Genomic DNA, 12965 nt, shown 5'->3' with positions numbered 1-12965 from the left:
GGTACCACCCTTTTTTAAAACAAAGCAAAAAAGCTTTGCTGCTAACTTCATTGGCATAACGGAATGAATCCGGTTCACCTTTACACATCCCTCGAGAGACGCGGTCCCGGTGACAACTCAAGAGGTGAAGCGTTTTTCCGGCCTGCCATAAAAATGCTTGCAGTCTAAGGCATTTTCTCCCTAAATGGCGACATGTGAAAAAACGGAGCCTCTATCACTGTTTTTAAACATATTACATTCATTATAGTGAATTACATGATCCTGTGCAACCGGTTATCCGTGGAGATGATAAAGAAGGACCGCGGTTGCGGCCGCTACATTCAGCGACTCCGCTTTTCCGTAGATCGGAACGTACAGATTTTGGTCGGTCTGTGCGAGGAGAGCCGGATCGACCCCAGATCCTTCGTTTCCGATCAAAAGCGCAAATGACTGCGACGGCTCCGCTTCTCTAAATGGCACGGCATCTTGCAGCGCTGTGCCGTATACCGGGACGCTTTTTCCCTTTAGCTCTTCAATCAGCTCCGAAAGCTCGCGTTTTAAAATCGGAATGTGAAAATGCGAACCTTGAGCCGATCTGAGCGTTTTGGCATTGTAGGGGTCGACAGTGCCTTGTCCGATCACAACGGCATCGATCCCCGCCGCGTCTGCCGTCCGGATGATCGTCCCTAAATTGCCCGGATCTTGCACAGCATCCGCAAGCAGCAGCTTTTCGTATTGAAAAGGTCCGCTTTCAGGCATTCGGCATACAGCGGCGACAGCCTGGGGTGTCTCTGTTTCGGCAATCGCCGAGAAAGCATCGTCGCTCAAAATATAGCGGGCAACAGACTCATCAAGCGCGGCCGGGAAATCCGCTTCGTCTCGGACCATGATTTCTTTCACAACACCCGGTGTCTTCAGCGCTTCCTCAACGAGATGCTCGCCTTCTATTAAGAAAGTATTGGTTTTTGTCCGCTCTTTTTTCGTATGAAGTTTTTTCCAATCCTTCACTTTTTGATTTTTGGCTGATTCAATTCGTTTCAAATCGTTTTGACTCCTTTTGTCTCGCAATAGTCACATTATATCTCATCAATGATACATAATAAACCCGAAAGCGAGGCAGAATATAGAAAATCAGATGATGAAATGGAGTGAAAAATGATGGATTTGAATTTGCGCCATGCCGTTATTGCCAATGTATCAGGAAACTCGCAAGAAGAGCTAGAGCATACGATTGTCGATGCGATCCAAAGCGGTGAAGAAAAAATGCTTCCGGGATTGGGTGTGTTGTTCGAGGTCATCTGGCAGCACGCAACTGAATCAGACAAAACCGAAATGCTCGAGACATTGGAACAAGGATTAAAAACAAAATAAACCGGCGGCCCGAAACGGCCCCGGTTTATTTTATCATCCAGGAATAGAAGGCTCCATCCGCAAAGCCGGATCGCGCCAAATCTCCGTCCATTTTTTAATGGCAGCCACCATGATCACCAGCCCCAGCAGCAGCATAATAATTGATAAAATGCCGTTTAAAACACTGAAACCGGCAGCTTCCGCATTAAAATAAACGTTTTTGATCATCCAGTATCCCGCATAGTTGACCGTTACATACAAATAAGCGAGCGGAATGAGACATGTCAGCATATAACGCCGTTTGTCCGCTATTTTTAAAATGACCGTCGCTCCGATAATTAAACCGACGGATGCCATCAGCTGGTTGGATACGCCAAACAGCGCCCAAATCGAGCTGATATCGCCTGAATACAGCAAATACCCCCACATGAAACAGGCAAGGGCGCTCGCTGCGACCGAACCCGGAAGCCAGTCCGTTTTTTTCAGCGGTTTGTACACTTCCCCGAAAAAGTCTTGAATCAAATAACGGGCCACCCTTGTACCGGCATCGATCGCCGTTAAAATAAAGACGGCTTCAAACATGATGACAAATTGAAAAAAGTAAGAGGCCAAATGGCTGAAAAACGGAATATCCGTAAAAATATAAGCCATGCCGACGGCAAGGGTAACAGCTCCGCCTGTTCTTCCTTCAAGATCGAGACCGATTTCGCGGCTGAGTTCAGGCAGGTGGACGACATTCATGCCAAGCGTCCGAAAGACTTCAGGCGAACTGTTGATGGCAAAATAATCGCCCGGCTGCAATGCCGTTGCCGCGATCAGCGCCATGATGCCGACAAGACACTCAACGAGCATCGCCCCAAAGCCGACGAATTTCATGTCGCTCCACTTATCAAGCATTTTCGGCGTCGTGCCTGAACCGACAAACGCATGGAAGCCGGAAATCGCACCGCAGGCGATCGTAATTGAAATAAACGGCCAAACCGGACCAGGCGATACAGGTCCCCCTCCGCCAGTAAACTCGGTAAACGCCGGAAACGGAATCGCCGGATTGACGACGAACACCCCGGCAATCAAAGCGATAAACACCCCGATCTTCATGAAGCTGCTCAAATAATCGCGCGGCGCGAGAAGCAGCCATACAGGGAGCGCAGCTGCAAAAAATGCATAGACAGGAAGTGCGACAGCAAGCGTTTTCGTATCAAGCGTCAAGGCGTCTCCAAGCGGCGTTTCCGCGATGGACGGTCCGATGAAGACACCGGCCATCAGTAAAATAAATCCGCCGGTTGACGCTAATTTTAAGTTGCCTGTCTTTTTATAAAATAAACCGACCCCCATTGCGATCGGAATTGTAATCGCAACGGCGAACGTCCCCCACGGATTGCGTTCAAGCGCATGAAGCACAACCATCGACAGCCCCGCCATCGTGATCGTAATAATAAACAGCATCGCAAGCCCCGTGCAAAATCCCGCAACAGGCCCGAGCTCTTCTTTCGCCACTTCTGAAAGCGACTTTCCCTTCCTCCGCATGGACGCAAATAAAACGACAATATCATGCACGGCTCCCCCGATCACCGCTCCGATCAAGAGCCACAACAGTCCCGGCAAGTAGCCGAACTGCGCCGCCAAGATCGGCCCGACAAGCGGCCCCGCGGCTGCGATGGCCGCAAAGTGGTGGCCGAAAGACACCCATTTGTTCGTCGGCACATAATCTTTGCCGTCTTTCTGGAGATGGGCAGGAGTCGGCTTGTCATCATCAACCTTCAACACTTTCACCATCATAAATGTTCCGTACAAACGATAGGCGATCGCCAAAATACAGATGGAAGCGATCACAATTGTTATTGCATTCATCCAATTCCTCCCCCCTTTGTTTCTTTTTTAACATATCTCATATTTTTTGTAAGCGCAATCATCTTTTTTCGAAAAAAGACACGGCCTCCATCTTCGCTTTTTATGACCGCTTCCTTTTGTTATAGACGAGCACCCGGACCTCTCAGTTTGATTTCATATTCTTATTGACACTTTAGCACGATCGTACTAAAATTGAGTCATGAATACGAAATCACAAAAAAGACGACTGCAAATTATTGAAGACGCTATTCAAGTGCTTGTGGAAGAAGGCTATGCGAATGCCTCGATCGGCAATATCGCGAAAAAGGGGGGAATCAGCAAAGGAGTCGTTACGTATCATTTTCCAAATAAAATGCAGCTTATGAAGGCTGTTGTTGAGTATTGCTACGGACTTGCAGCACCTTATATGGAAAAATTCATGGATGGTTCAGACAGTGCGCCGGCGACACTGCGCGCATACATTGAATCAAATCTCAGATTCATGTATGAACACCGGGCTTACGTGACCGCAATCATTGAGGTGGTATCCAACCTACGAACAGAAACCGGTGAGCTGTTTTACCAGAATGAAGATGAATCAATATATGAGCCATTAGTTGAAATTTTTAAGTGGGGACAGGAAACAGAAGGGAGTTTCAGGCAGTTTTCCCCGCACATTATGGCCAGAACCGTCCGAAGCGTCATCGATTCTCTTGGGACCAAAATCGCAAATCAAGATATATCAGATAAGGAAGACATGATATCAGAAATTGTCGATACGTTCGATTATGCAACAAGAAAAATAACTAAATAGGGGGGCTATCGTGAACACTGGTGAATTTAAAAAATTGGACGGGAAAATTGTTGCCGTACGGAAGCTTGAAGGTGTGATCACTTTATGTGTGTATGCATCCTTGATTCTGGCATTGCTATACTTTACTATCACATTCGGCTGGCCAAAATGGATATTGGCTGTCACATTATGTTTAGCTGTTGCCTCGGTACCGTTTGAACTTTATCTTTTGCCGAAGTGGAAATATCACTTGTGGCGATACCGCCTAAGTGAAGTAAGTATTCAAATCCATAAAGGGATCATTTTCAGACGAAAAGTATTAATTCCTATGGGGAAAGTCCAGCATGTCGAAGCAAAACAAGGTCCTATTTTAAAAAAGTACAATTTATATACAGTGACTTTATCAACGGCAGCCGGCAGCCACGACATTCTGGGATTGGCCGAAGGAACAGCCGATTCGATCCGCAAAGAAATTGAAGCCTATGCGAGGTTAAGCGATGAACAAGTCTGACACATTGATCAAACATCGTCTCCATCCGGTTTCCGTCCTTTACTTTATCGCTACAGCGATCAAAGAATCCTTTTCCTTTATTTGGTTATTTCCACTGCTCGTATTATGTATTCATAAACTGGGCGGTGACATTCCCGCTTTCCTCATCAATATCACTTTAGGCTCATGCCTTATCATGTCGTTTTTCGTGATTGGTGTATTAAAATGGCGGTCATTTACCTACCAAATACATGAGAAAGCGATATATGTTGAATCCGGTTTGCTTGTCGTCAAGAAAAGATGGGTGCAGCCGGATCGTATACAATCAATTGATTCTGCGATTCGTGTATATGATCATTTATTTTCCACCCGGACTTTGACAATTGAACTTGCCGGAGTAGAAGAATCCGGCATCACACTCAGCTGCATTTCAAAAGAAGAAGAACAGCGCATTCGGACGGCTTTAAAAGCAGAAACAAAAGACAGGCCGAGTGAACATGCTGAAGACTCCATGTTTCAATTATCTAAAAGTAACCTCATTTTACACAGCCTGCTATCGCCTAAAGTCGGAATTGTGTTTACGCTGTTATTACTGGGATTGCTAAAATATATGGATATATCGAAAGAAGGAGACAGGGACACTTTGTTCACCTCCTTATCCGGCTGGTTCGGCCCCAACTGGATCATGATCACGGTGGTCTTGATGGCTATTCTATCATTCGCGCTTTCGCTATTACTCACATTTGCAAGTGATTTTCAATTCACATTAAGGAAAAATAGCAAAGGAGAAATTGAGATTGAGCAGGGCCTGTTTGAAAAGAAAAAACGAACGATCGGACAAGACCGGATACAGGCCATTCTCATCATTGAGCGTCCGATTCACCGATTCTTGGGGTATGCAGAAATCAAAGCTGTTGTGATTCGCAATCGTTCAAATGAGCAAAGCAGTAAAACCGTCACCCTACTTCCTTTTGTTAAAAAAGAAAAGGCCGAATCCATGCTTGAACCGTTTACCGGTTACCGCAAAGGAGGCCATCTGCACACGCTCACAAAGGAAGCGAAAATTCACTATATGGTTATGCCATTTATAGCCGGCTGTCTTTTTGCCATACCGATATGGCTGTTTGTACCTTCCGACTATCACAATCTGGCTGCAGTTCTGCCGCTCGGATTATTCAGCCTGGGGTGGATAGGGTATCGGATGATTGGCTGGAATCAAAGCAGCCGGTTTTTAACTTTGCAATACGGAATTTTATCCCGGAAAACGGCAATTATGAAACGCGGACGCATTCAATGGGCATCATTGAGCCAAACATTTATGCAAGAGAGAAAAAACTTAGCGTCAATTAAGCTGGCCGTTGCCTCAGGAAAAGAAAATATGAAGTTTTCGATCAGCCACATTCCAATAGAGAGTGCAGCAGATCTTTATCAACATGTCCTTAAAACAAAGGAATAATTTTCAAAATCACCCAAAACCCAGTTGACTAATAGGAATAATAAGAATAAAATAGACACATGCTTCATCTGCTGCCTTTTTTAAGGCGTAATTGGCGGGTATCATCGGATATCCGCCTTTTTTCTGTCAGCATAACGGAACAATAAAAAAATGAACGGCCATGACTAGACAGAAAGCGGCGATCCCTCCGATTCGATTGATGTTTGTTTTGACAAGTGAAGCTGAGAGATGGTGAGACAGCGAAAAAAACAATATGGTGCCGATCAAGATGACGCCCGCCTCTAAAAATGAGTGATTGAGAAACCGGGTCCGATCAAGGACCGCCGTGATAAACAGAAGCCAAAGGTATGCTATAAATGCGTACATCAAAAAGCAATATGCAGCCGAAAAAAACGACTTCATCATATCCCCCCTCCTGTTTTATAGTATTCTCCGACATAAATGCGCACACCTTTTCACACCTAAAAAAACCGGCACAGCGGCCGGATTTTTTAGATCATCTTTTTTTCATTCTGATCACATTCCAGGAAAGTTTCGGAAGGTGAGCCGTCAGCCTGCCGTCACATACTTTGGCGTCTCCGCCGCTGTGCGGAACGACGTTGTTGCGGTCTTTTTCATTCGTCGCTTTATGATCTTCGTGTTCCAGAACGATGTGCTCAGAGACACTGTACCCTTCAAAGCTTCTCATATCGGCTTCCATTTCAAGGCCGGCGTCAGTTGCGCGGTTGACGGCAAAAACGGTTAATTCTTCGGCTTCTTCATTGAAAACAGACACAGACTCCAGGTACGGCACATCCGTAAAGTCTTTCGCATCATACTTCGGAGACGATACCGCCGTCTGCAATACCGTTCCTCTGCCGTAGACGGAAGCGTGCATAAACGGATAGAAAATGGTCTGACGCCACGCTTCTCCCCCTTTGTCTGTCATAATCGGCGCGATGACATTGACAAGCTGAGCCAGACAGGCGATTTTCACGCGGTCGGCATGCTTGAGCATCGTAATCAGCATACAGCCGACGAGAAGCGCATCCTCAAAGTTGTAGATGTCTTCAAGAAGGTGCGGTGCTTTCGCCCAGCGTTCAGCTTCTTTGTCTTTTTCATTCGAGTGATACCAGACATTCCACTCATCATATGAAAGGTGAATCGTTTTCTTGCTTTTCTTTTTCGCTTTCATATAGTCGCAGACTGAGATGACCGTTTTGATGAAGTGATCCATATCCAGCGATCTCGCCAAATAGTTTGGAAGATCATTGTCACGGTTGCCGTAATACGAGTGAAGCGAGATGTACTCGACATGTTCGTACGTATGGTCAAGCACGGTCGTTTCCCAGTCGATGAATGTCGGCATTCCGCTTCCCGAACTTCCGCAGGCGACGAGCTCGATCGACGGGTCCGTCCATTTCATCACCTTCGCGGCTTCAGCGGCAAGTCTTCCGTATTCGGCTGCAGTTTTATGGCCGATTTGCCATGGACCGTCCATTTCATTGCCGAGGCACCATGTTTTAATTTTATGCGGTTCCTTATATCCGTGGGATTTTCTCAAGTCGCTGTAGTACGATCCTGACGAATGGTTGCAATATTCTACCAGGTTGCGTGCGGCATCAATTCCTCTCGTTCCGAGGTTGACGGCCATATTCACCTCTGCCCCGACAAGCTTTGCCCAATCCATAAATTCGTTCGTACCGATTAAGTTCGGCTCGGTTGTCGCCCACGCCAAATCAAGTCTTGTCGGCCGCTGTTCGACAGGACCGACCCCGTCCTCCCAGTTATAACCCGAGACAAAATTTCCGCCCGGATACCTGATAAACGGAACCTTCAGTTCACTGACCAATTTAATAACGTCTTTCCGAAAGCCAGATTCGTCAGCTTCAGGATGATCGGGCTCATAAATGCCTTCGTAAACGGCTCTGCCGAGATGCTCGATAAAGGATCCGTAAATTCGCTTATCAACCTCTGCCACCTTATATTCCTTGTCAATCGTCATCTTCGCTTTGTGTGCAGTCATGTTAAATCATTCCTTTCAAGATGATATATAGTGGATCAGCCTTTAATTCCGCCTGCCGTCAAACCTGATATAAAGTACTTCTGGAAGAACAGGAAAATGAGAATCACGGGCAGAATCGCCAGCACAGAACCCGAAATCAACATGTCATAATTGTTCCCGTACGGACTGAGCAAAGCGGACAGTCCGATTGGGAGCGTAAACATTTCTTTCGATCGCAAAACGATCAGCGGCCATAAGAAGTTGTTCCAGCTGTTTAAGGATTGAAGAATGATCATCGCTCCAAATGCCGGCTTCATCAAGGGCGCCATGATCCTGAAGTAAATGCCGAACTCTGTGCAGCCGTCCATTCTCGCGGAATCAAGCAAATCTCTCGGCAGGCCGAGCGCATACTGTCTAAAGAAAAACACGGCGACAGGCGAGACGATAAACGGCAGAATCACACCGGCGTATGTGTCGACAATATGAAGAGAAACCGTCATTTTAAATAAAGGCAGCATGAGAATTTCGATCGGCACCATCATGATCAGGAGCACAGCTACAAACAAGAGATTTTTTCCTTTAAAGTCGTAGACGGCAAGCCCGTATCCGACCATTGAAGAAAACAAGAGCGTCAGCACGGTGGATATCACCACGAGAATCAAGCTATTCGAAAACCATTGAAAATAAATGCTTCCTCCGTTAAACAAGTATGTGTAATTGTCAAGGCTCAGGATTTCAGGGCTCAGCTTTAAATTCAAACCGAAGCGCAGCAATTCCGAAGATGGTTTGAGCGAGCCGAGCACAAGGCAGAAAAGCGGAAACACAAACAAAAAGCTTAGTATCGCAAACAGCAGAAACAGAGCAACTTTCGCAATGTTGAGGCCTCTGGCAGGACGCATTAATAGTCCTCCTTTTTAAAAGATCCAGACAGCTTTAATGAAATGAGGCTGCAGATGAAAATGATGATCAAGAGCACGATGCCGAGCGCCGAGCCGTAGCCCATGTTGTTGTAGGCAAGCCCCTGCTGATAAATGTATCCGACCATCGTCAGGCCGATGTTGCCCGGAGAGTTGTTTTGCCACAGCACATAGCTTTCTTCAAACATCCGGAAGCCGCCGATGATGCTGATCGTCAGCACGTAGACGCTGACGGGCTTTAAAAACGGAAGCGTAATATGGTAAAACTTCTTGAACGTGCCTGCGCCGTCGATTTCGGCAGCTTCATATAATTCTTTCGGAACGTTCTGCAAGCCCGCCAAAAAGTACAGGACATTGATTCCCATCCATCTCCAGGATGCGAGCATCACCATTAAAAACATGCCGGTATGTTCGTTGTTCAGCCAGTTGTACGGCGAAGCTCCAAACTTAGCCAATATCGAATTCGCCAGCGATGTATCCATTTCTCCAAAAATCAGCCTGAAAATAATCCCCGCCACAATGGTTGACGTCAGAGCCGGGATGAATAAAGCCGATTTGAACACGTTTTTAAACTTTACGAGTTTAGAATCTAAAAAGACTGCCAGAATAAGAGGAACAGGTATTAAAATCAGCAATGTCCAAAAGGTGTATTTTACGGTGTTGAATAGTGCGGTATAAAATGTAGGATTGTTTAATGCTTGATAGTTCTCCGTCCCGATGAAGCGGACTTCCCCGGGGAGAATGCTTTGAAAGCTCATGATGACGACGCTGATAAGCGGATAAAGAAAAAATATGCAGAAGGAGAGTACAAAAGGTGCTGTGAAAATGTAGGGTGCGGCTTTTGCTGAATATAATAATCGTCTGATCTTTCTTTTTCTGCTCACCGGCGGAAACGAATGCACTGTATCTGTTTTAACAGTCTTCAAGTTATCGCCTCGCTTTACAGTAATGAAAGACTATTGCCCTTTCACTTCAGCTGCTGCTTTGTCCAATGCTTCTTTCGGTGTTTTGCTCTTCGTTTTGAGCGCTTCGTACAGGACGTTTCTGTTGACGAGATCGGAAGTCTTCGCATAATCCTCAGTAAGGTAAAGCGGATTGATCTCATCCTTTATGTCAAGAAGCACGGAAAAGATGTGTTGTCCGTTTTGAAAGTATTCTGTATATTGATTTGGTTTTTTCAATTCGTCCGAGTCCCACACATCCCATCTGAGCGGATCGAATCCGAGCACGGTCCACAGCTTGATGTTGCCTTCTTTCGATGCTTTGGCAAATTTCAAGAAATCCTTGGCCAGATCGACCTCTTTCGCCTGTTTTGGAATCACGGTGGCCGTTCCGCCCATTCCCGCTGAACGGTCTCCCCCTTCTTCCCATGCCGGCAACGGTCTGATCGCGATTTTCCCTTTCAAGTCAGGCATATAATCCAAAAAACGGCCCATATACCAGATCGGCATTAAGACAGACGCCGCGCCGCCTTGGTTCATAAACCCGTAGTATTCTTCACTGTGATGATTACCTCCGGGCGTTGTGACGGCAATTTTGTCTTTCTCAATTAAAGTCTTTAAAAATTCGAGCGTTTTTACGTTTGTCTCATTGTTTAATGTCAAACGCCCCTGCTCATCAAAGTAACCGGATCCCTGCTGGGAAACCAGCGGCAGAAATGAATTCGGATCGGTCGTTTCAATCGTTGTCATCGGCTTTCCGAGAGCTTTGACGACCTTTTTGCCCGCTTCCCTGTAATCTTCCCACGTTTTGATGTCGTCAGGATCAACGCCTGCTTTATTCATCATTTCCATGTTGTAATACATCACGGTTGTTCCGACATGTGTGTCAAGTCCGTAAAGCTTGCCGTTTTTGCTGTAGAGCGTCAGCCTCGCTTCAACAAACTTGTCGCGTTCGCCCTCCACAAGCGGCGTTAAATCTGTAAGAGGAATGTCAGAGCCCTTCAAAAAGTTCGAATAGCGCCCCAGCTCAACATCGGCAATATCTGGAACCCCTTTCCCGGCTAAAAGCGAGATTGATAAATTGTCATGCATCTGTCCATACGGATACACCACTGTATTTAATTTGATTTTTTGCTCGGGATACTTTTTGTTCCATTCTTTCACCATCTCAGCATAAAACTGTTCATGAAGGCCGTTGAATGTCCAAAATGTCAGTTCGGTGCCGTCCGCTTGATCAGAGGCTGGACTTGCCTTGCACCCCGATAAAAGCAGACATGCAGCGACCGTGACCATAAAGATAGATGAAAGGAACCTTTTCACATTTTAACCCCTTTCACGCCTGGTCCTTTGCCTAAAAGCCCCGGCAAAAGGCCGTATTGATTGATGATTTTCAGTCCTGTATACCGGTCTCTGAGCTGATGGGCGTATGCAAGCGCTTCTTTCACCAGCTCTTCTTCAACATCGAGTTCTTTGAAAGATACAGGCCCGCCGATACGCCTCATCCACTCTGCCATTTTCTTACCGTCAGGAAGCTTTTCATAAACGGAGCGAATCGCTTGCTCAGCGTGTTGATCACCCAGGCTTGTACCGATAAGAGATCGGTAAATGTCAGTCAGCATGATGGCGCTGCAGCCGACTTTAGCACCGTGGAGCACTTGCCGCTTATTGTTCTCCAACGCTTTCATTTCAAGGTAGTGGGAAAGATGATGCTCGCCGCCGGAAGCCGGCCTTGAATGGTCGAGAACCAGCATGACAAGACCAGAAAGGATCAGTGATTCCATCAATTTCTTAATCCCATCATGCGTCTTGGCAGCGATGTCATCTTTTCGGTCAAGGCATTGATCAAGCGCTTCCCTCGTGAGCCGGCTGGCGGCCGGGCAATACGGCTCATCGGCAAGCAGGCGGGAAATTTCCCAATCCGCAAGCGACGTCTCCTTGCCGAGCATATCGCCAAAACCTGCGGCTATCATGTTCTGCGGCGCTTGACACAAGAGCTCCAAATCGGCAAAAAGCGCGATCGGCGCTGTCGTTTGAACCGTCTGTTTCTTTCCTTTTAAAATCAGCGGTGCGCCGGCTGAAGTAAAACCGTCAACCGACGGAGCCGTAGGAACTGAAATAAACGGGATGCCGCGCTGATAGGCGCAAAACCTGACGATGTCGTGAATCGTGCCCGCTCCGGCCGCAATTAGTACATCCGCATCAATCGGTACACCGATCAATGCACTCACCAATGTTTGCTCATCCGCCGTCACATCGCCCGCTTCATTAGCTTCCAGCAGAACCTGAACCGTTTCAGCCGTTTCTTCAAGAAGAGGCGCAATCCGCTTACCGGCTATCCGTCCGGTCGTTTCATCATAAATGACAGCGGCTTTTTTATAGGAAGCCGATTTCACGAAAGCGGGCAATTCTTGCTCAACAGCCTTGCCGCCGATCGCGATTTTTTCGACTGTAAGCGGATGTTGAACGGCTCCGCATTCGCACGCACCCAAAGTGTCTTTCACATAAGAGATCAAATCTTTCATTGACAGCTTCCCTCCTCTATTGGCCGTAATACGCGTCTGCCCCGTGCTTGCGAAAATAGTGCTTATCCTGCAAAGCGCTCTTAATCGGCTCAAGAGACGGATTCAGCATCAGGGAGCGGTACGCCATCTTCGCGACTTCTTCCAAGACGACAGCATTGTGTACGGCCGCCAAGGCGTCTTTCCCCCAGCAAAACGGCCCGTGATTGTTCACGAGAACGCCGGGCATCGCCAGGGGGTCCAGATGCCGGAACGTCTCGGCAATCACTTTTCCTGTATTCAACTCGTATTGACCTCTGATCTCCTCAGGATTCATTTCTCTTGTACACGGAATGTCACCGTGGTAGTAGTCGGCATGAGTCGTTCCGAGTGACGGAATATCCTTCCCTGACTGCGCCCAGCTTGTCGCCCACGGAGAATGCGTATGGACGATCCCGCCGATCGACTGAAACTGCCGGTAAAGATAGAGGTGTGTCGGCGTATCGGAAGACGGCTTCAGATCCCCTTCTACAATCTCGCCGTCCATATTCAGAACCACTAAATCTTCGGCTTTCAAATCGCTGTATTTGACACCGCTCGGTTTGATGACGACCAGCTCATTCTCCCGGTCAATACCGCTGACATTTCCCCATGTAAAGGTGACAAGACGGTATTCTTCAAGTTGCAAATTCGCTTTTAATACTTGTTCTTTCAAAGATTCCAGCAC

At 47.0% G+C, this 12965-nt stretch carries 13 protein-coding genes; 4 read left to right on the top strand and 9 right to left on the bottom strand.

Going from position 1 to position 12965, the window contains the following annotated elements:
* Nucleotides 1-273: 273 nt before the first annotated feature.
* Nucleotides 274-1020 carry a TrmH family RNA methyltransferase gene (locus tag LQ247_RS19830; protein ID WP_023855459.1) on the bottom strand — a complete coding sequence of 249 codons (747 nt, stop codon included), beginning with the start codon at nt 1018-1020 and terminating at the stop codon, nt 274-276.
* A 117-nt stretch (nt 1021-1137) separates the two neighbouring features.
* Between LQ247_RS19830 and sspI the strand changes: the two genes are divergently transcribed.
* A complete protein-coding gene (gene sspI / locus LQ247_RS19825; RefSeq protein WP_023855460.1) occupies nt 1138-1350 on the top strand; it encodes a small acid-soluble spore protein SspI in 213 nt (70 codons plus the stop codon).
* A gap of 33 nt (nt 1351-1383) precedes the next feature.
* On the opposite strand, the gene cstA is transcribed toward sspI, so the two are convergent.
* The gene (gene cstA / locus LQ247_RS19820) at nt 1384-3180 is read right to left on the bottom strand and encodes a carbon starvation protein CstA (protein ID WP_105980095.1); all 1797 of its coding nucleotides are present in this window, start codon (nt 3178-3180) and stop codon (nt 1384-1386) included.
* A gap of 199 nt (nt 3181-3379) precedes the next feature.
* Here cstA and LQ247_RS19815 point away from each other — a divergent pair, with 199 nt between their 5' ends.
* The 3 genes from LQ247_RS19815 to LQ247_RS19805 are packed head-to-tail and all read left to right on the top strand — an operon-like array spanning nt 3380 to nt 5898.
* Nucleotides 3380-3973 carry a TetR/AcrR family transcriptional regulator gene (locus LQ247_RS19815; protein ID WP_023855462.1) on the top strand — a complete coding sequence of 198 codons (594 nt, stop codon included), beginning with the start codon at nt 3380-3382 and terminating at the stop codon, nt 3971-3973.
* A gap of 10 nt (nt 3974-3983) precedes the next feature.
* A complete protein-coding gene (locus LQ247_RS19810) occupies nt 3984-4463 on the top strand; it encodes a PH domain-containing protein (RefSeq protein WP_025811015.1) in 480 nt (159 codons plus the stop codon).
* Nucleotides 4450-5898, top strand: a complete 1449-nt coding sequence (locus LQ247_RS19805; RefSeq protein ID WP_105980091.1) for a PH domain-containing protein — start codon at nt 4450-4452, stop codon at nt 5896-5898. Before LQ247_RS19810 ends, LQ247_RS19805 begins: the two co-directional genes overlap by 14 nt.
* 126 nt (nt 5899-6024) lie before the next feature.
* Here LQ247_RS19805 and LQ247_RS19800 read toward each other — a convergent pair whose 3' ends face one another.
* The 7 genes from LQ247_RS19800 to araD all read right to left on the bottom strand — a co-directional run bounded on the left by LQ247_RS19800 (nt 6025) and on the right by araD (nt 12965).
* Entirely contained in the window at nt 6025-6303 is a 279-nt protein-coding gene (locus LQ247_RS19800) for a hypothetical protein (protein WP_020452517.1), read from the bottom strand.
* A 91-nt stretch (nt 6304-6394) separates the two neighbouring features.
* Nucleotides 6395-7903, bottom strand: coding sequence for an arabinosylfuranosidase ArfA (arfA, locus tag LQ247_RS19795; protein WP_103750229.1), 1509 nt, complete (start codon nt 7901-7903; stop codon nt 6395-6397).
* A 35-nt stretch (nt 7904-7938) separates the two neighbouring features.
* Entirely contained in the window at nt 7939-8781 is an 843-nt protein-coding gene (locus LQ247_RS19790; RefSeq protein WP_020452519.1) for a carbohydrate ABC transporter permease, read from the bottom strand.
* Complete coding sequence (locus tag LQ247_RS19785; protein ID WP_105980087.1) at nt 8781-9725, bottom strand: carbohydrate ABC transporter permease; 945 nt, start codon at nt 9723-9725, stop codon at nt 8781-8783. Before LQ247_RS19785 ends, LQ247_RS19790 begins: the two co-directional genes overlap by 1 nt.
* A 30-nt stretch (nt 9726-9755) precedes the next feature.
* Entirely contained in the window at nt 9756-11033 is a 1278-nt protein-coding gene (locus LQ247_RS19780) for an ABC transporter substrate-binding protein (RefSeq protein WP_105980605.1), read from the bottom strand.
* A 23-nt stretch (nt 11034-11056) separates the two neighbouring features.
* Nucleotides 11057-12262: a sn-glycerol-1-phosphate dehydrogenase gene (locus LQ247_RS19775; RefSeq protein WP_231006482.1), complete on the bottom strand. Its 1206-nt coding sequence runs from the start codon at nt 12260-12262 to the stop codon at nt 11057-11059.
* Nucleotides 12263-12278: 16 nt separating this feature from the next.
* Entirely contained in the window at nt 12279-12965 is a 687-nt protein-coding gene (gene araD, locus LQ247_RS19770; protein ID WP_020452523.1) for an L-ribulose-5-phosphate 4-epimerase, read from the bottom strand.

Source organism: Bacillus sp. BS3(2021), assembly GCF_021043345.1.
GTDB lineage: Bacteria > Bacillota > Bacilli > Bacillales > Bacillaceae > Bacillus > Bacillus paralicheniformis.
The sequence above is the reverse complement of the archived record's forward strand: the minus strand, read 5'-3'. Positions and strand labels throughout refer to the sequence as shown.